We start from the raw sequence: 18163 nt of genomic DNA on the forward strand, positions 1-18163 counted from the left end.
CGCCCGAAGGGGGAAACCTCCGGGCGTGTTCAAACCAATCGATCGTCTGGCAACCACATCAGGCCGTGGCGAGCATCCCCTTGTCGCGGGCAAGCTCGCGCATCTTCTTTTGCAGCTTTTCGAACGCGCGGACCTCGATCTGCCGGATACGTTCGCGGCTGACGCCATATTCACCGGACAAGTCTTCCAGCGTCTTGGGCGTGTCAGACAGGCGGCGCTGCGTGAGAATGTCTTTCTCCCGGTCGTTCAGAACGTCCAGCGCGGCGGCCAGCATTTCGCGGCGGGTTTCAAGCTCATCGCGGGCCTCGTAGTCGCGAGCCTGATCGGCATCCTCATCTTCGAGCCAATCCTGCCATTGCATCGTGCCCTCGCCTTCGGAGCCAACCGTGGCGTTCAGCGACGCATCCCCACCCGACATGCGCCGGTTCATGGAGATTACCTCTGTCTCGGTCACGCCCAGATCGGTGGCGATGCGTTTGACGTTATCGGGGTGCAGGTCGCCCTCTTCCAACGCGCCGATCTTGGCTTTCGCCTTGCGCAGGTTGAAGAACAGTTTCTTCTGTGCCGATGTGGTGCCCAGCTTCACAAGGCTCCACGAACGAAGGATATATTCCTGAATGGAGGCGCGGATCCACCACATCGCATAGGTGGCGAGGCGGAAGCCCTTTTCCGGGTCAAAGCGTTTCACGGCTTGCATCAGACCGACATTGGCTTCGGAGATCACTTCGGCCTGCGGCAGGCCGTAGCCGCGATACCCCATGGCGATCTTCGCCGCCAGACGCAGGTGCGATGTAACCATCTTATGCGCGGCTTCTGTGTCTTGCTCTTCGACCCAGCGCTTTGCCAGCATGTATTCTTCTTCGGGCTCCAGAAGCGGGAACTTCCGGATTTCCGACAGATAGCGGTTCAGCCCGCCTTCGGGGCTGGGGGCCGGGAGATTGGCATAGTTGGCCATGTGTACTTTCCCTTCCTGTGGAATCTCGCGTTATGTTACGCAGCTTAACATCAAATATGGAACGGTCTGGCGCTCTTACAAGAGGTCGAGTCCGGTATAGACGTTCATTTGATTACGAAATGGTAAAAAGGAAGGGGCGTGTCTGCGCACTCACGCACACGTGCCTTAATATTTCAGCCTGTAAGTGCGGCAAGCAGGTTTTGGAAATCTTCCGGAAGGGGCGCATCGAAGCGCAGTATCTCTTTCGACACCGGATGCTCGAATCCCAAAGTGGCCGCGTGGAGCGCTTGGCGCGGGAAGGCCGCCAGCGCTTCTGCCGCGCCTTCCGGCAGCGCCTTGGCGGCGATCTTGCGACGTCCGCCATAGACCGGATCGCCGATCAGCCCGTGCCCGACATGGGCCAGATGCACCCTGATCTGATGCGTGCGGCCTGTCTCCAACCGGCATTCCAGCAGCGCCACGACCGGCGGCGAGCCAAAGCTTTGCTGAACGCGCGCGCGGGTGACCGCATGGCGTCCGCCTTCAAAGATCACGGCCTGCCGCTGCCGGTCCGTCTTGTGGCGGTCCAGATGCGAGGTGATCTTGAGCATTCCGCCCGTCTCAAAACTGACCCCCCGCACGCCACGCAGCCGTGGGTCCGATGCGTCCGGCACACCATAGCACAGCGCGGCATAGCTGCGTTCCGCCGTATGCGCGGCGAATTGAGCGGCCAGCCCGTGATGCGCGGCATCCGTCTTGGCCACGACCAAAAGGCCCGAAGTGTCCTTGTCGATCCGATGCACGATGCCGGGCCGCGCCACGCCCCCCACCCCGGACAGGCTGTCACCGCAATGGGCCATCAGCGCATTGACCAAGGTGCCCGACGGCGTTCCGGGTGCGGGATGCACTACCATGCCCGCCGGTTTGTTAACGACGATCAGATCGTCATCCTCGAACACGATATCAAGCGGGATCGCCTCGGGCAGAATGTGGCTTTCCTGCGCGGCCTCTATCGTGATCGTTATGCTGTCGCCCTCGGCCACCCGCGCCTTGGCATCGGTGACAGGAGTCCCGTTCACCGTCACCGCCCCGTCGGTGATCAGGCGGGCCAAACGGGTGCGGGACAGGCTTGCTTGCTCTGGCACATCCCGCGCCAGCGCCTTATCAAGCCGACCGGGCGGGTTCTCGCCAATGGCAAAGGAAAGCTGGTCAGACAAATGGACGATCTCCCTCAAGAGCCACGAAACCTAAGGTTTCTGCGATACCTCGTGACGGGCCTGACCGCCACCATGATCCTTGGCGTTGCCGCCATCGTGGTGATGCTGTTTCTGCGCCTCAATGACAAGGGGCCTGCCCTGCCCGATCGCGTTTCTTTGCCCCAGGGGATGACGGCCGCAGCCGTGACGATGGGCGAAGGCTGGTACGCGGTGGTCGCGGATGATCAGACTGGCGGGCAACGCATCCTGATCTTCGACGCCGAAAGCGGCGCGCTGCGCCAAACGGTCGAGATCGAAAACTGAAGCGGCCCCGACCCGCAACGCGGCTTACACCTGCGCGCGGGCCCACCGCAGCGTGACCCGCGGCGCTGGGGCAATTATCTTCGGCGACAGGCGCGAATACACCTGAAACACCGAAAACCGCTTCTGTCTGAAGGGAATGGTACCACCTCCCCGGCTCGAACGGGGGACCTCCTGATCCACAATCAGGCGCTCTAACCAACTGAGCTAAGGCGGCCCGGGCATGTGCTGCAAGGCACCGTGCGCCGCGCTATAGCAATAGATCGGGGGGGAATGCAAACCCAAAAATGTGTTTTTCCGCCCGTCAAAACCGGAACGTCCATGTCTGCTCCACAAGGTCCTGACCGAAGGAGTGGACGGGGACGGATCGGGTCAGCGTCCAGCCGGAACGGGCATAAAGCGCACAGGCAGCCTTATGGCTTTCATGGGTCCACAGCGTCATACCTGCATAGCCCGCCCCTTGCGCGAACTGCATGCAGGTCTTCAGCAACCGCTGGCCCAATCCAAGCCCGCGCGCGTCTGGCACCAGCAAGAACAGGCGCAGCTTTGCGGTCGTCGCGTCATGGCGCACGCAAAAGATCGACCCAAGCCGCTGCCCCCCGCGCTGCGCGATCCAGCCCCCCTCGCATTCGGGATCATGGCCTGCTTCGAATTCCTCAAGGATTCGCCGCACCACCGGCCCGAAAGTATCGTCAAAGCCTTCATCGCGCGCGTAGAGGGTCTGATGCCGTTCCACCAGCCAATCCAGATCAGGTCCGGCGAAAGGGCGCAGCAAGATGTCCCCCGCCATGGTCGTATCGGTCATGTGGGAACTTTCCTCCCCCTGTCAGAGCGACTATAGACATATCTTCATCGAAGGAGTGCGCAAATGAGCATCAATACCGAACGCGATCTGGAAGCCAATCTTCAGATCGGGCCAACGGATCAGGGCATGGTACGGCTGTTTATCGAGGCCGGGGATATCGAAATTCCGATGGATTTCGAACCCGAGGAAGCCGAAGAAATCGCGCAGGAAATCATGTCGGCGGCGCAAGCGGCAGCACGGCGCGCTAAACGCTGAGCCCCGCCCCCGGGTCGCGCAGCACATGCAAGCGCCGCGCGGCATGGGTCGCGAATTTCTGGATCATCACCTTGCGCCGCGCCGGGGCCAGCTTGTCCTCCGGGGCCATGCGCAAAATCTCGGCGTCATAAGAATCAGCGATGATCAGACCGGACTCTTCTGGCAGCAAGTCGGTGGGAAACCCGTCATCCACCGCCCAGAAGAACCGGTCACACCACTCAAGATACCCTTCCCACTTGGAATCGGACATGAAATCCGCGCGGGAGGATTTGCATTCCACCACCCAGATTTCGCCCTTCGGCCCCAGTGCCATGACATCCACGCGCAGCCCCCGCGTCGGCACCAGTTCTTCGACCGTAACCCAGCCCAGCGAGGCAAAGTGCCGCGACACGCCGCGCGCCAAAAGCTGGCCGGGCATCATGGTCAGGGGATCAGGGGGCATCTGCATGGGGCAACTATGAACAAAGTGAGAACAAAAGCAACCCCGCCGCGCCCGCGCAGTCGCGCCAGACTTGGCGCTGCGCCCTTGCGCCCCTACCTATACCCGAAGCGAACCGGGGGAATCTGATGAATAGCGACAACCGCCTGACCGAGGCCGAGCAACGCGGCGTGCGCTATGCGCGCGAATTGGAAGGCCATCTAAGTTGGCTCGACACGTTTTCCGGCACCGCGCTTGGCGTGCTGGCGACCGCGTCAGGCATCTACACCTATCTTGGGGTGTCGTCGCTGCTGGATGAAATCGGCGCCATGTCGGTCTTTGCCGCGATTGCCTATTCAGTGGCGGTGTCGGTCGGCATTTTCGTCTTCTGGTCCTATATGTTGCGCCTGTTTCCTGCGGTTCGGTCGGCGCGCGCGCGCACCGGGCTTCTGGCGGCGATGGGGCTGGGATCGCTGGCCATTGTCGCCATGTCATCTTGGCTGAACGCTGCCGCGCTGGCCGGGTCGGCGGCGGTGGAACAGCATTTGGCCAAGACCGTGCAAGACTATCAGTCGAGCCTTGAGCGCGCCCATGAGGTTGCGATCACGGCGCAATCACTGGAGCGCGACGTGGCCCGTGTGCGCCAATCCTTCGAAGACCTGAGTGAACAAGAGGCCGCCGGGTCGCTTTCTGGGTTGGCCGGGCGCGGCGCGGTGTTCCGCGTTTTGCGGCAAAAAGCCGAAGAACTGGACGCGCTGGAAGCGCAGATCAACGCCCAGACGCCGCTGGTCGATCAGGCCTTTGCCGAGGGCAACGCGATCCTGTCGCGGATGCGGGCACTGACAGTGGAACCCGGCCCGGTAGAGGCGCGCAGCGTCGAGTTTTCAGAACAGGCGGTGCGCTTGGCCGGGCTGATCACGCAGATGCGCCAACTCTCCGTCGCGCCACTGGTGGAGCGTGCAGCGCAGGATTTGGCGGCGTCGGTGGTGCTGCCGGAACTCGACAGTCAGACCGAGGCCGGGCGCAGCGATCAGGCCTCGACGATTTCCTCGGTGCTGGAGGTTCTGGCCCAACGCGCGGCCACACTGGAACGCGCCGCCGAACAGGTTCAGGCGCTGCAACCTGCGGCGGATGTGACCTATACGCCGATTTCCTCGGCCGATGCGGTGATCCTTTATGCGCGCAACTTCGTGCCCAGCTGGGCCGGGGCCATCGCCATCGACCTTCTTCCCGCTGTGCTGGTCTTTATCCTTGCGATCACGCAGGGCGCGATCCGGGGCGGGCGCGAAGGCACCGGGGTCGAGGACACGATGACCCTTGCCGAATTGCGCGCCGCGATGAGCGCGATCCGCGATGTCGAACAGGCGATGAACGCCATGCCTGATGCGGTGGCCGCCCGTGAGGCGCAGCCCAAGCCACGGCCCGCAGCAGAATGAGCAACACACGCAGCCGAAATCCCGTCGCGCGCGTTCTGATGGGCGTGCTGGTGTTTCAGCTTGGTCTGGGCGCGCTGTTGATCCTTGGCGATATGCAGGGGCTGCGGCTGCCCTCTTTCGGCCCGTCGGCCCCGCGCCTGACAGAGCCGGTCCAGCCCGGCGACCAAAGGCGCACCTTTCGCCCCGACCGCGACCGCCCGGTGACACGCCCGGCGCGCGACCCCGGCACCCTGCCCGACCGGCTGATACTGACCCAATCGGAAGGCACGACCTATCGGCTGGAAGGCGGGATCAAGGCCGGCGATGCAGAGCGGATCATCGGCCAGTTGCGCAATCTGACGCCCACGCCGGAGACAGTGATCCTGCAATCGCCCGGCGGCTCCGTGCAGGACGCCCTGACACTGGGCCGCCACCTGCGCAGCGCCGGGATCAAGACGCAGATGTTGGCCGGGGAATTCTGTTATTCCGCCTGCCCCTACGTGCTCGCCGCCGGGACAGAGCGAATGATTTCCGAGGATGCCAGCGTCGGCGTTCACCAGCATTACTTCGGCGAGAACTCCTTTCTGCCCGCTGCCTTCGCGGTGGAGGATATCCAGCGCGGCCAGGGGGAGGTCATGCAGTATCTCAACGATATGGGAATCGACCCGATGGTGATGACCCGCGCGCTGAGCACTCCGCCGGACGAGATTTACGTTCTGCTGCCAGAAGAACTGAAAGCGTTCGGTTTCATCCCCCCTGATTGACGGCGCGATCAGGTGTCACAAATTCCACAAGTCCGCGAGAGATCTGCGCCCTTGCAACACCCCACACCGCGCCCTATTTGAATCGGCAGGCGGGTTCTGCCCTTCTCGTGACAGGTTGCATTCCGGTGGCCTTAAGCAATTCCGAGGGAGCTGGCTCTGTTCGGACCGTGGTCCGTTTACCTGGCGCCCACCTGTATATACAGGTCCTCGGGAATGAGAGAACCAAACGGTTGTGGTGGTCCCGCCGCTTTTCCCACCTTTGACGACAGTGCCATAAGACGCGCCGCGCGGAATGTCCACGCGGCTGTTTGATGCTTCCTTCGGTCTGCACCCTCTGGCGCGGGGCGGACCTTTTTGTGTCAGCTGTGATTACGGCGATGCGGCAGGATGCTGTTCCGCTTCGGCTCCGCCGCGACGCGTACCGGCACGGGTTCCGACCGGACCCCATGGCCACCGCGCGGCCCGCGATCTTCGGGTTTTTCCGCCATGGCCATTACGGCGATGCCGAACTGAACGCCCGCGAAAACGATGCCGTGAAAGAACCACAGCATGAACAGCGCAACCGCCCAGACATCCGACGTGAAGATCAGGTGGGTCAGGTTTGCGACGTTGAACCAAAGCAGCATGGCCACGAAGGCCGCCGCGACGGCAAAGCCGATGAGAACGTGAGTGATGTAGAAGCGAATGAGTTTTGGCATGGCACGACTCCTCTTCTCTTCAAGGTAGAGCATGACGCGCCGGAGTCGAGACCGTCATCTTGCCGCAGGCGGGAATCGCCCGATACGGCAGGAGGCTCAGAACGCCTCGGGCCGCATTTCGCGCGCCATGTGATCCAGTACCGCGTTGACGAAGCGCGATTCCTTGCCATCCGGAAAGAAAGCCGCCGCGATATCCACGAATTGGGAAATCACGACCTTGGGCGGCGTATCTTCGCCGCGCAATTCCGCCCCGGCGGCCCGGAACAGGGCCCGCAGCGTGGGATCGATCCGCGCAATCGGCCATTTGGCGACCAGCGCCCGGTCCGTCGCCTGGTCGATCGCCGCCTGATAGTTGACCGCATCATCCATCAGCGTGCCGAACAGATCGACATCGCCTTCCATCATCTCGTCGCCTTCATAGACGGCACCAAAACGGTGATCGAGAAACTCGCTCTTCACCGCATCCACCGTCTGCCCAGAGGTTTCCATCTGGAACAGGGCTTGCACTGCGTAAAGCCGCGCCGCCGATTTCATCTTGCGTTTCTGATTACCGGAAAGGGTCATGCTACCGTGTCGTCGCTTGTGTTGCCTGCCAGCAGAATATCCTCGACCGGGGCGTTGAACCCCACGCCCTTGCGCTGGCCGGCCCACTTACGCGCCAATGCGATCAGGTGCAAGGCCGCAGCCGCAGCGCCTCCACCCTTGTTCTGATCTGACGGGTCCGCGCGGACTTCGGCCTGTTTGCGGTTCTCGACCGTCAGGATGCCGTTGCCGATGCACAGCCCCTGAAGACCCAGAAGCTGGATCGCGCGCGAGCTGTCATTGCACACCGTGTCATAGTGAGTCGTCTCACCCCGGATCACGCAGCCCAGCGCCACATAACCATCGAAATTGCTGCCGCGATCCGACAGGCCAATCGCAGTGGGAATTTCCAGCGCGCCGGGCACCTCGATCAGATCCCATGTGCCGCCTGCTGCCTCGATCTCGGCCTTGGCGCCAGCCACGAGGTTGTCGGCAATATCCTTGTAATACGGCGCAACGACGATCAGCAGCTTGACCGGCTTGTCGAAAACCGGGCGCGGCAGGATGTAATGAGTTTCGGTTCCGGCCATCTTAGCTCTCCTTCATGATCGGGCGCGTGCCCGCGATCTCCAGATCATAGGCATCCAGCCCCACATAGCGCGTCGCCGGGCTGTCGGTCAGCAGGATCAGTTTGTGAACGCCCAGCTTTGACAACATTTGCGCGCCAAGGCCGATTTCCTTGACCGTGCGTGGGCCGTCATCTTCTTCGGCAAAAAGCTTCTTGCGCGGCTGGCGGAACAGGCAGACGACGCCGCGCCCCTCCTCGGCAACGATCTGCATCGCGCGGGAGAGCTCCGCCGCCGGCTTCGGTCCAATACCCAGCACATCGGATTGCTCGTTCAGCGCATGGGTCCGCACCAGGACAGGCTCATCAGTGGTGATATCGCCCTTGATCAACGCCACATGTTCGATCCCATAGGTGAAGTCGGTGAAAATCCGCATTTCCCAGTCGCCACCATGTTCGGACGTGACCCTGCGCTGATCGGTTTCCCGCACAAGGTTGTCGTGGCGGCGGCGATAGGCGATCAGATCGGATATGGTCCCGATCTTCAGCCCATGCGCCTGCGCGATCTCGACCAGTTCGGGCAAACGCGCCATGGTGCCATCGGCATTCATGATCTCGCAGATCACGCTGGACGGGTAATGCCCAGCCAGACGCGCTACATCGCAGCCCGCCTCGGTGTGGCCTGCACGCACCAGAACACCACCCTGACGCGCGCGCAGCGGGAAGACATGGCCCGGCGTCGCCAGATCGGCCGCCCCGGCTTGCGGGTTGATCGCCGTCGCAACCGTCAACGCGCGGTCGGCAGCGGAAATCCCCGTCGTCACCCCTTCGCGCGCCTCGATAGACACCGTAAAGGCGGTCTCATGGCGCGACGAATTGTGCTGCGCCATCATCGGCAGCCCCAGTTCTTCGATCCGCTCTGGCGGCAGCGTCACGCAGATCAGCCCGCGCCCATGGGTGGCCATGAAGTTGATCGCCTTGGCATCCGCGAAATTCGACGGGATCACCAGATCGCCCTCGTTCTCCCGATCCTCGTGATCGACCAGAATGAACATCCGTCCAAGACGCGCATCCTCGATGATGTCTTCGATGGGCGAAATCGCTTCCTTGAGCGAGCTTTCAACCGGTCCCGGGGTCTCGTATCCCATAGGCGTCCTCATCAGCAGCTTCAGGGCCGACACATAGGCACAAGCCACGGCAAGCGCCACCCCTTCGCACTTGTTTCGTTACGATACGCTTCCTACGATCGAAGCGTTCGAACACTCAGCCTGCGACGTCCATGCCAAGGGCACGCCGCGCCGCCCGGCACCCCTTTCACCAGCGGCATCAAAGACTGCGCGCAAATCGGCCCGACGCCGCGATCCGGCCAAAACTCCAAGACCAAGACTGGATCTCAGGCAAATCCACCGACCTGCGCGGCAATTCCGATCCCTTCCCGGGCGGCGGCACGACCGGCGATATCAGGTCGGCATGCGCCCTGCCATTCGCCTGTTCGGAAATACTTTGGGGAGTTTGAGGGGCAACGCCCCTCATCCACGGCTTTGCCGCAGGCAAAGCAATCATCGCGCCGGGCGCGGCAGCGCCCGTCCGGTCAGGCGTTGGCCTCGGCCAGCCGCGCGACATAGCGCGCCAAGGTGTCGATCTCAAGGTTCACCGCATCGCCTTCGGCCACATCGCCCCACGTGGTGACCTCCTTCGTGTGCGGAATGAAATTGATCCCGAACAGATCCCCCTCCACTTCGTTCACGGTGAGCGAGGTGCCATTGAGCGCAACCGATCCTTTGGGCGCAATGAACTTGGCAAGGTCCGCCGGGGCACGCAACTGCACGCGAGTGCTGTCACCTTCGTCGCGCACCAGAACGACCTGCGCCACGCCATCCACATGCCCTGACACGATATGGCCGCCCAATTCGTCCCCGACCCGCAGCGCCCGTTCAAGGTTCACGCGCTTGCCTTCGGTCCATGCCCCAAGATTGGTCTTGGCCAGCGTCTCCGCGCTCACATCGACCTCGTACCAATCCGGGCCGATGGACACCACGGTCAGACAGACCCCATCCGAAGCGATGGATGCGCCCAGCTCCACGCGCGCCATATCATAGGTGCACTGGATGCGCGCGCGCAGATCTCCGCGCCGTTCAAGCGCCGAAACAGTGCCGATATCGGTAATGATCCCCGTGAACATGGTTTTTCCCCTTGCTTGGCGCAGGACACCTAGACACCTTCGCGGCCAAGAACAAGGCGGCACAGCGACACAAATTCGCCGCCATGAGCAGTTAACCGGATGGGAATATTTGAACATCTACAAGGATTCCATGACCCAAACGCCCCCCTCATCGCGCGTCTTCCTGCTGTTGCAGGGGCCGCATGGGCCGTTTTTCTATCGGCTGGGGCAGATGCTGCGCCGCGCCGGGGCGAAGGTGTGGCGCGTGGGGTTCAACGCGGGCGACCGGGCGTTCTGGCCGCAGCGCGCCTCGTATATCCCGTATCGCGGCCCCGCCAGCGACTGGGCCAGCACATTCGACCGCATTCTTGCCGAAAAGGGCGTCACCGACATTGTTCTTTATGGGGATACCCGCCCGGTCCACGCCGCGGCCGTGGCCCGCGCCAAGGCGCTGGGGCTACGTATCCACGTGTTCGAAGAAGGCTATATGCGCCCCTATTGGGTCACGTATGAACGGGGCGGCAGCAATGGCAATTCGCGGCTGATGCAGATGGATGTGGACCAGATGCGCGCAGAGTTGGAGGGGATCGCCGCCGAAGGGCCGCCGCCGCCCGATCATTGGGGCGATACGCGGCACCATGTGTTCTATGGCGCGCTCTATCATTGGTTTGTCATGTTCGCGAATGGCGGCTACCGCAATTTTACGCCACATCGCGCCCTGCCCGTCACGCGCGAGTTTCTCTTGCACTTGCGCCGCCTTGTACTGATGCCCTTGCTTGCACTGGAGCGCATGGCAGCCACCTCTCGCATCAAGCATGGCGGCTTCCCCTATCACCTTGCCCTGCTGCAACTGGAACATGACAGCTCCTTTCAGCAGCATTCGCCCTTCTCGACCATGACCGAGTTTCTGGAACTCACCATCGCCGGGTTTGCGCGCGGGGCGCCCCGGCACCATCATCTCGTCTTCAAGGCGCATCCTCTGGAAGATGGGCGCGTGCCGCTGAAAAGGGATATTCGCCGTCTTGCCCGCGCGCATGGCATCGCCAAACGGGTGCATTTCGTGCGCGGCGGCAAGTTGGCGCGCCTGCTTTCGGACAGCCGCAGCGCGGTCACAATCAATTCCACCGCCGCGCAGCAGGTGCTCTGGCGGGGTATCCCGCTGCGCGCTTTTGGCAATGCGGTCTATGGCAAACCGGAATTCGTCTCGACCCAGCCGCTTGAGGAATTCTTTGCCGATGCGCAGCGCCCGGATGCCCGTGCCTACCGCGCCTACCGGCGGTATCTTCTGGAAACCAGTCAGGTGCCGGGCGGCTTCTATTCGATCCGCGGACGCCGCCAATTGCTGCGCCACGTCACCGATATGATGCTGTCGGACGTCGATCCATACGATGCGCTCAAGTATGGAACCGCTGCGCCAAGGCAACAGTTGCGGCTCGTTCGCTGAGGCCCACAACCCCTAGCGCTTCCATTTTTATCAGGATTCCTGTAGCTTGCTGACAAATCAGACCGGAAAACCGGCTGTTCGAGGCAGATAAAAACAAGGTCGAGGAGACCGAGCAGTGAGTTCTTTCATCACCCGTTGGGCCCGTCCGGTGGCCCTCATGGCCGCATTGGGCGTGCTGTCTTCATGTGGTTTGCCGCAGGTCGGCCCCAACAAGCGGCAGATTTTCGCCGGCTCCGTCCAGCGCGAAGGCGACGCTTTCATCGTCACCGTGAATGACCGCGTGACGCGGTCTACGGCCGTTGTTCCGGCGCTTGGCTTCTCCGAAGCGTTTCTGAATGCCGGTCAGGTCGGTTCCGACACGATCAGCGCGGGCGACACGCTTGGCATCTCTGTCTGGGAAAACGTGGACGAGCCTTTGCTTGGCGCTGCGGGCGCCCCCTTTGCGTCGTTGGAGGAAATCCAGGTCGACGGCAACGGGTTCATCTTCATCCCCTATGCTGGCCGGATCAAGGCGGCGGGCAACAGCCCCGAAGCCATCCGCCGCATTATCACGGCCAAGCTGGCCGAACAGACACCGGACCCGCAGGTTCAGGTGCGCCGCCTTGCCGGTGACGGATCGACCGTCACACTGCTGGGCGCAGTTGGCGGCCAGGGCGTCTATGCCATTGAACGTCCGACCCGCACCCTCGCGGCCATGCTGGCACGTGCAGGCGGCGTCGTGATCGAGCCGGAGATCGCGCAGGTCACTGTGACACGCGGCGGTCATCAGGGCACCATCTGGTTCCAAGACCTGTATCAGAACCCCAGCTTCGATATTGCGTTGCGCAACGGCGACCGCATTCTGGTCGAAGAGGATCAACGCTCCTTCACCGCGCTTGGGGCGACCGGCGGTCAGGCGCAAGTCCGCTTCGAAAGCCACAACCTGTCGGCGCTGGAAGCCATCGCGCAAGTGGGCGGCCTGAATTCCAGCACGGCGGACCCCACCGGCGTCTTCGTTCTGCGTAACGAAACCGCCGTCATCGCGAACGCCGTTCTTAACCGCAACGACCTCGTGGGCGCGCAGCGCATGGTCTATGTGCTGGACCTGACACAGCCCAACGGCATGTTCATGGCCCGCGATTTCGTCATCCGCGACGACGACACGATTTACGTGACCGAAGCGCCGTTCACCCAATGGAACAAGGCGATTTCCGCTCTGACCGGGTCGGCGACCTCGATCAACGCGCTCAACACGCTGGCCGGAAACTAACCAGCTTTGTCAGCCGGGCCACATAGCCCTGATGCCGCCGGGTCCAATCCCCGGCGGCTTTTCGTTTTCAACGGCGGCTTCTTGTGGCAGCCGCGTTTGCGCCACATCCTTGGGGCGGCAGGTTATCACGTGACGACCGGGCGTCCGACCGAGGATGATCTGGTCGGCGTCTGGGGCAAATCCCCCTATGCTCATCGCGGTGAGGCCATCGCTGCCAAGACGGGGGCCAAGCTGGTGCGCATCGAAGACGCCTGGCTGCGGTCACTTTTTCCTGGCCGTGTGCGCGCCGACGCCCCGATCGGATTGCTGATCGATGAAAGCGGCGTGCATTTCGACCCCAGCCAGCCTTCCGACCTTGAGACATTGCTGGCAAGCCATCCTTTTGACGATACGGCCCTACTGGACCGCGCGCGCGGTGCCGTGCGCCGGATGATCGAAGCCAATCTGACGAAGTATACCGCCTGCGATCCGGACGCCCCCTGCCCGCCCCCCGGCTATGTTCTGGTGATCGACCAAACGCGGGACGATGCCTCGGTCCTTGCCAGCGGCGCGGACCGCAACCGCTTTCTTGAGATGCTGTACTGGGCGCAGGAGAACCACCCCGGCGCGCGTGTGCTGATCAAGACGCATCCCGAGACCACGCAAGGCGCGCGCACAGGCTATTTCAGCGCCGAAGATACCAATGCGCGCGTCTCTCTTTGCACGGATGCGATCAGCCCGTGGCGGCTGTTTGACGGCGCCATCGCGGTTTATACCGTGTCGTCGCAAATGGGGTTCGAAGCGATCTATGCCGGGCACCGCCCCCATGTTTACGGCCAGCCCTTCTATGCCGGATGGGGCCTGACGGAAGACGCCTTTCCGCCCGCGCGCCGCCACCGCCGACTGACCCGCGCGCAGCTTTTTGCCGGGGCCATGCTGCTTTATCCCAAGTGGTACGATCCCTATCGCAACCGCCTGTGCCAATACGAAGACACAGCCGAGGCCTTGGCCGCGCAGACCCGTGCCTGGCAAGAGGATCGGCACGGCTGGGTCGCCTCCGGGATGCGGCTTTGGAAACGCCCGTCGATGAAGCGCGCCTTTGGCCGCCATGCCCCCGTCGTCTTTCAGGACGATCCAGCCAAGGCACGCGCGACAGGGCTGCCGTGGATGGTCTGGGCGGGCAAGGCTGATGTCGGGCATGGCGACGCGGTGCGGGTCGAGGATGGTTTTCTGCGCTCCAACGGGCTGGGTGCGGAACTGGTGCCGCCCCTCTCGCTGGTGACGGATGATCTGGGGATTTATTACGATCCGCGCAAACCCTCGCGGCTGGAAACCTTGATTACAGAACGGGCGGTGCTGCATCCCGATCAGGCAATCCGGGCGCGCGCATTGATCCGGGCACTGACCGCGCGTGGGCTGTCGAAATACAATCTCGGCGCAGCGCCCCCGCCCCTGCCGGACGGGCACCGCATTCTTGTTCCCGGACAGGTCGAGGACGACGCCTCCATCCTGTGCGGCGCGGGGGATATCGCCACGAACCAAGCCCTGCTGAAGGCCGCGCGGCGCGCCAATCTGAACGCCGTCATCCTGTATAAGCCGCATCCCGATGTGGAAGCCGGGCTGCGCCCCGGTGCGATCGATGCCACGGGTCTGGCCGATCTGGTGGTGACCGGGGCCGATCCGTCCGCGCTGCTTGAGCATGTGCACGAGGTCTGGACCATGACCTCTCTCATCGGGTTCGAGGCGCTGCTGCGCGGGGTCCGCGTCACGACGCTGGGCGCGCCGTTCTATGCCGGATGGGGTCTGACGACGGACCTTGGCGATGTGCCGCAGCGCCGCCGCCATGATGTCAGCCTTGAGGGGCTGGTTCACGCGGCGCTGATCGACTACCCCCGCTATTTCGATCCCGTAACAGGCCGCGCCTGCCCGGTCGAAGTCATCGTGGACCGTCTGGCAGAGGGCAGCGCCGCCCCAACCGGGCGGGCGATCCGCATATTGTCGAAACTACAGGGGGTGTTCGCGTCTCAAGCGCATCTGTGGCGCAGGTGAAAGCACGCTTACGCGCGCCCGGATGGTGACCTGCTAGGCGCGGGTCCAGACATGCATGATATCGGGTCCAACCGGCGTCACATCCCGCAAGGTAAAGCGCGGCGCGTCCTGAAGATGTGACAGCCCCATCGCGCCGATTGCGGGCAGGCCTTCGGCCCCGATCCCGATCCCGGCGGTGAAGCCCACCAATTGATCGACCAAGCCGCCATCCAGCAATGAGGCGGCAAGCATCCCGCCCCCCTCGCAAAAGATGCGGGTCAGCCCCTCTGCTGCCAAGGCTTCGAGAACCGCGCGCATATCCAGATGGCCACCATGTGCGTCACAGGAAAAGAGCCGCGCGCCCAAGCCCTCCCACGTGCTGCGCAGATTCGCATCGGCGTCATGGCCGTGGCAGATCCAAACGGGAATGTCCCGTGCGCTGCGCGCCAGATTGCTCATCAATGGCAGATCAAGACGGCGCGACACGGCTATGCGCACGGGCTGCCGATCTATGCCCAGATCGCGCACGGTGAGGGACGGATCGTCATGGCGCACCGTACCAGCGCCCACCATCACCGCATCATGCGCGGCGCGCAGCGCATGTACCCTGCGCCGTGCTTGCGGGCCGGTAATCCACTGGCTTTGGCCGCTGCCCGTGGCAATGCGCCCATCGAAGGAGCTTGCCAGTTTCAGCGTCACCATCGGCCGCCCGAGTGTCACGCGGTGCAGGAACCCCACCTGATCGGCCAGCGCCTGCAATGCCAGCACATCGCGCGTGACTGCGATCCCCGCCTCTTCAAGCCGGGCCAGCCCCGCGCCACTGACGCGCGGATCAGGATCGGTGATCGCCACCACGACGCGGGCGATCCCGGCGTCAATCAGCGCTTGCGAGCATGGGCCGGTTTGGCCGACGTGATTGCACGGCTCCAATGACACGTAAGCCGTCGCGCCCTTGGCCGCGTCCCCGGCCTGCGCCAAAGCTACGACTTCCGCATGGGGCCGCCCGCCATCCTGCGTCCACCCTCGCCCGACGATACGCGCCCCTTGAACGATCACGCAGCCGACGGCCGGATTGGGCCAAACACGACCCAACCCACGACGCCCCAGCGCCAAGGCTAGGGACATGTATCGTTCGTCGGTGGCGCTCACTCTTCCGGCTGCACTGGCGGGCGCAATTCGCTGACAAATTTGTCGAAATCGTCCGCGGCCTGGAAATTCTTGTAGACGCTGGCAAAACGCACATAGGCGACCGTATCGATACGGGCCAAAGCCTCCATCACGATTTCGCCGATGGTTTTGGACTGAATGTCCGTCTCGCCCATGCTTTCGAGGCGGCGCACGATGCCAGAGATCATCTGATCAATGCGCTCCGGCTCCACCGGGCGTTTCTGCATGGAGATCCGGATCGACCGTTCCAGCTTGTCACGATCGAAATCTTCGCGCTTGCCAGAGGATTTGATGACCACCAGATCGCGCAGCTGCACGCGTTCATAGGTTGTAAACCGCCCGCCACATGCGGGACAAAAGCGCCGACGCCGAATGGAAACGTGGTCCTCCGCCGGGCGTGAATCTTTGACCTGAGTATCGATATTTCCGCAAAACGGACAGCGCATCGTATAGTGTCCCTTGAAATGTCCCGCCTTATCGTGGGGTGCGTTGCCCACTTATCCACAAGCTATAGAACATTGCACCAGCTTTGGGTAGGCCCGAAATGCGCGCCCCCCGCATCTGTCCCGACGGTCAATCGGCGCGGAAATGCGCGGCGACGCGGCGCGTTTGAGGCCGCGCGCGGTGCTCGAACAGATAGATGCCTTGCCACGTGCCCAGAACCAGCCGCCCTGCGCGAACCGGCACCGACAGGCTGACAGGCAGCATGGCGGCCTTGATATGGGCGGGCATGTCATCGGGCCCTTCGCAGGTGTGGCGCAGATAGGCCATGGCGGGATCGCTCGTCGGCGGCACGAGACGGTCGAAATAGGCGCGCAGGTCGGTCTGCACGTCGGGATCGGCATTCTCCTGGATCAGCAGGGACGCAGAGGTGTGCTGGACCAACAGCGTCACCAACCCATCGCCCTGCCCCGCGACCCATCGCGCAACCTGATCGGTAAACTCGGTCAGGCCCGGACCATGGGTGGAAATCGTGAAATCGGTCTGCATCAGATCCGCCCCGCCGCCGTTTGGTCAACCACGGCGCAGATTGCGGTCCGCGCAAAAGCTGATGGCGTGACCGACCCGGTGGGTTGCCCCCTCGCGCCGCACGCTCTCGCCAAGAATCCAGGCCGAGCTTGGCGCGACATCCCCCGGCACGGTGCTGAACCCGATGGAACGGTCGCCGCGCTCATACGGGTCGCTGACGTAGATCGGCGCATTGCCCGGCAGGCCCAGCACCCGGCTGGCATAGGAGGCGGCGGCGCACCAGTAATCGCGCGCCCAAAGCTCGGCCATGCCGCTGACTTCGAAACTATGTGGTCCTGTGGCCGTGACCCGCATCCCGTTCGGCGCTTTGTAATCCTGCGCGGCTATGGATGTGGCGAACAGGCCCATACAGATGGTGGCGGCGGCGCGTGTGAGTTTCGTCAATCTTCCAACTCCAATACATAATTCCAGCAGAATTGCCGCGCATGGGCCAGCAGCAGGCCCTGCCCCTCTACATTGACCGAGACGGAGTAGCTTTTGCTGGCATTGGCCGGGGTGTCGATCGTGAACAGAACCCCTTTCGCGCCCGGCGCTGTTTGGGCAGGCCCGCGGGCCTTGGCGACATAGAGACGCCCGCGCTGCTTGCCAAGAACGTCTTCGGCGAACCGCGCGGCGGCGCACCAGATATCCTGCGCGCCCGCGCCACGCTTTTCGATAACCTCGAAGGTCGTGGCGGTCACGCGGTTGACGGGAAGGTGCGGATCGCTCTCTGCGCTCCACACGGCATGGGCCGGTCCGGCGCTGGATACGGCGGCGGCGAGGATTAAGGCACTGAATTTCTGCATCTTGGCGTCCCCCTTTGGGATTAAGATAGGAACGATGTGGTCACGATCCCAATCACAATTGAGGAAACATCCGTTGATCGGTGTCCGCCATGTATGGTGCCGGCGCGGAAATTGGCGATTCAACCGGCCATTGCGCCCGGCCATCCCAGCCAAAGCGCCACCAAGGGCAGCGCACATACGACAGCCAGACACAGGTTCAGTACCATCGCGAATGGCTGCTTGCGTGTCTTGTGCCGAAAATGCTGCTGCGCCAGTTTCGCACCCGGCGCGCCGCCAATCAGCGCCCACAGCAGCAGCGTGCGTTCAGGAATCCGCCGCCCGGCCTTGATCGCGCACCGTTTGTCCCACGCCATCATGGCATAGGAAACGACACTGGCCGCCCCTATCCAAAGGAGCGGCCAGAGCCAAAAGTCCGATGTGCCCAGCAC

Annotated in this window: 22 protein-coding genes, 1 tRNA gene and 1 other RNA gene; 8 read left to right on the forward strand and 16 right to left on the reverse strand. The window is 63.0% G+C overall.

The annotated features are described in order from the left end of the window. Positions 1-58 precede the first annotated feature (58 nt). Positions 59-955, reverse strand: coding sequence for an RNA polymerase sigma factor RpoH (rpoH, locus tag E4Z66_RS11275; RefSeq protein WP_136463140.1), 897 nt, complete (start codon positions 953-955; stop codon positions 59-61). Positions 956-1128: 173 nt separating this feature from the next. Next, the gene (locus E4Z66_RS11280; protein ID WP_136463141.1) at positions 1129-2151 is read right to left on the reverse strand and encodes an RluA family pseudouridine synthase; all 1023 of its coding nucleotides are present in this window, start codon (positions 2149-2151) and stop codon (positions 1129-1131) included. Here E4Z66_RS11280 and E4Z66_RS11285 point away from each other — a divergent pair, their 5' ends adjacent. Beyond that, positions 2152-2454, forward strand: a complete 303-nt coding sequence (locus E4Z66_RS11285; protein WP_136463142.1) for a DUF6476 family protein — start codon at positions 2152-2154, stop codon at positions 2452-2454. It begins immediately after the preceding gene. 137 nt (positions 2455-2591) lie between these two features. Here the strand turns inward: E4Z66_RS11285 and E4Z66_RS11290 are convergent. Beyond that, positions 2592-2668: transfer RNA gene (locus E4Z66_RS11290), tRNA-His, on the reverse strand. 87 nt (positions 2669-2755) lie between these two features. Then, complete coding sequence (locus E4Z66_RS11295) at positions 2756-3256, reverse strand: GNAT family N-acetyltransferase (protein WP_425456135.1); 501 nt, start codon at positions 3254-3256, stop codon at positions 2756-2758. Between the two features lie 63 nt (positions 3257-3319). On the opposite strand from E4Z66_RS11295, the gene E4Z66_RS11300 reads away from it, so the two are divergent. After that, positions 3320-3511 carry a DUF6324 family protein gene (locus tag E4Z66_RS11300; protein WP_136463143.1) on the forward strand — a complete coding sequence of 64 codons (192 nt, stop codon included), beginning with the start codon at positions 3320-3322 and terminating at the stop codon, positions 3509-3511. On the opposite strand, the gene E4Z66_RS11305 is transcribed toward E4Z66_RS11300, so the two are convergent. After that, complete coding sequence (locus E4Z66_RS11305; protein ID WP_425456136.1) at positions 3501-3959, reverse strand: MmcB family DNA repair protein; 459 nt, start codon at positions 3957-3959, stop codon at positions 3501-3503. The two genes, E4Z66_RS11300 and E4Z66_RS11305, sit on opposite strands and share 11 nt — an antisense overlap. Before the next feature lie 119 nt (positions 3960-4078). Here E4Z66_RS11305 and E4Z66_RS11310 point away from each other — a divergent pair, with 119 nt between their 5' ends. The 3 genes from E4Z66_RS11310 to ssrS all read left to right on the forward strand — a co-directional run bounded on the left by E4Z66_RS11310 (position 4079) and on the right by ssrS (position 6354). Next, a complete protein-coding gene (locus E4Z66_RS11310; protein WP_136463144.1) occupies positions 4079-5365 on the forward strand; it encodes an AAA family ATPase in 1287 nt (428 codons plus the stop codon). Beyond that, positions 5362-6108 (forward strand): COG3904 family protein, encoded by a 747-nt coding sequence (locus E4Z66_RS11315; protein ID WP_136463145.1) that lies wholly within the window; start codon positions 5362-5364, stop codon positions 6106-6108. The genes E4Z66_RS11310 and E4Z66_RS11315 overlap by 4 nt, the downstream gene beginning before the upstream one ends. A 90-nt stretch (positions 6109-6198) precedes the next feature. Then, a non-coding RNA gene (ssrS, locus tag E4Z66_RS20010) (6S RNA) lies at positions 6199-6354 on the forward strand. A 113-nt stretch (positions 6355-6467) separates the two neighbouring features. Here ssrS and E4Z66_RS11320 read toward each other — a convergent pair. The 5 genes from E4Z66_RS11320 to E4Z66_RS11340 all read right to left on the reverse strand — a co-directional run bounded on the left by E4Z66_RS11320 (position 6468) and on the right by E4Z66_RS11340 (position 10075). After that, positions 6468-6806, reverse strand: coding sequence for a hypothetical protein (locus tag E4Z66_RS11320; protein WP_136463146.1), 339 nt, complete (start codon positions 6804-6806; stop codon positions 6468-6470). A 96-nt stretch (positions 6807-6902) separates the two neighbouring features. Beyond that, positions 6903-7370 (reverse strand): transcription antitermination factor NusB, encoded by a 468-nt coding sequence (gene nusB / locus E4Z66_RS11325; protein ID WP_136463147.1) that lies wholly within the window; start codon positions 7368-7370, stop codon positions 6903-6905. Further along, entirely contained in the window at positions 7367-7918 is a 552-nt protein-coding gene (locus E4Z66_RS11330) for a 6,7-dimethyl-8-ribityllumazine synthase (RefSeq protein ID WP_136463148.1), read from the reverse strand. Before E4Z66_RS11330 ends, nusB begins: the two co-directional genes overlap by 4 nt. Position 7919: 1 nt before the next feature. Continuing rightward, positions 7920-9041, reverse strand: coding sequence for a 3,4-dihydroxy-2-butanone-4-phosphate synthase (gene ribB / locus E4Z66_RS11335; RefSeq protein WP_136463149.1), 1122 nt, complete (start codon positions 9039-9041; stop codon positions 7920-7922). Positions 9042-9484: 443 nt separating this feature from the next. After that, positions 9485-10075, reverse strand: a complete 591-nt coding sequence (locus E4Z66_RS11340) for a riboflavin synthase (RefSeq protein ID WP_136463150.1) — start codon at positions 10073-10075, stop codon at positions 9485-9487. Between the two features lie 130 nt (positions 10076-10205). Between E4Z66_RS11340 and E4Z66_RS11345 the strand changes: the two genes are divergently transcribed. The 3 genes from E4Z66_RS11345 to E4Z66_RS11355 all read left to right on the forward strand — a co-directional run bounded on the left by E4Z66_RS11345 (position 10206) and on the right by E4Z66_RS11355 (position 14775). Then, entirely contained in the window at positions 10206-11498 is a 1293-nt protein-coding gene (locus tag E4Z66_RS11345) for a capsule biosynthesis protein (RefSeq protein ID WP_136463151.1), read from the forward strand. A 157-nt stretch (positions 11499-11655) separates the two neighbouring features. Further along, positions 11656-12747: a polysaccharide biosynthesis/export family protein gene (locus E4Z66_RS11350; protein WP_211097158.1), complete on the forward strand. Its 1092-nt coding sequence runs from the start codon at positions 11656-11658 to the stop codon at positions 12745-12747. Positions 12748-12753: 6 nt separating this feature from the next. Then, positions 12754-14775 (forward strand): capsular polysaccharide biosynthesis protein, encoded by a 2022-nt coding sequence (locus E4Z66_RS11355; protein WP_425456137.1) that lies wholly within the window; start codon positions 12754-12756, stop codon positions 14773-14775. A 33-nt stretch (positions 14776-14808) separates the two neighbouring features. On the opposite strand, the gene ribD is transcribed toward E4Z66_RS11355, so the two are convergent. The 6 genes from ribD to E4Z66_RS11385 form a co-directional block, all read right to left on the reverse strand. Next, complete coding sequence (ribD, locus tag E4Z66_RS11360) at positions 14809-15903, reverse strand: bifunctional diaminohydroxyphosphoribosylaminopyrimidine deaminase/5-amino-6-(5-phosphoribosylamino)uracil reductase RibD (protein WP_281276220.1); 1095 nt, start codon at positions 15901-15903, stop codon at positions 14809-14811. Beyond that, positions 15900-16367 (reverse strand): transcriptional regulator NrdR, encoded by a 468-nt coding sequence (nrdR, locus tag E4Z66_RS11365; protein ID WP_136463152.1) that lies wholly within the window; start codon positions 16365-16367, stop codon positions 15900-15902. The genes ribD and nrdR overlap by 4 nt, the downstream gene beginning before the upstream one ends. 127 nt (positions 16368-16494) lie before the next feature. Further along, positions 16495-16911, reverse strand: coding sequence for a secondary thiamine-phosphate synthase enzyme YjbQ (locus tag E4Z66_RS11370; protein ID WP_136463153.1), 417 nt, complete (start codon positions 16909-16911; stop codon positions 16495-16497). A 24-nt stretch (positions 16912-16935) separates the two neighbouring features. Further along, a complete protein-coding gene (locus tag E4Z66_RS11375) occupies positions 16936-17334 on the reverse strand; it encodes a hypothetical protein (RefSeq protein WP_136463154.1) in 399 nt (132 codons plus the stop codon). Then, a complete protein-coding gene (locus E4Z66_RS11380) occupies positions 17331-17735 on the reverse strand; it encodes a hypothetical protein (protein WP_136463155.1) in 405 nt (134 codons plus the stop codon). Before E4Z66_RS11380 ends, E4Z66_RS11375 begins: the two co-directional genes overlap by 4 nt. Positions 17736-17854: 119 nt before the next feature. Then, complete coding sequence (locus E4Z66_RS11385; protein ID WP_281276222.1) at positions 17855-18163, reverse strand: DUF1294 domain-containing protein; 309 nt, start codon at positions 18161-18163, stop codon at positions 17855-17857.

Source organism: Aliishimia ponticola, from assembly GCF_004803475.1.
Taxonomy (GTDB): Bacteria; Pseudomonadota; Alphaproteobacteria; order Rhodobacterales; family Rhodobacteraceae; genus Aliishimia; species Aliishimia ponticola.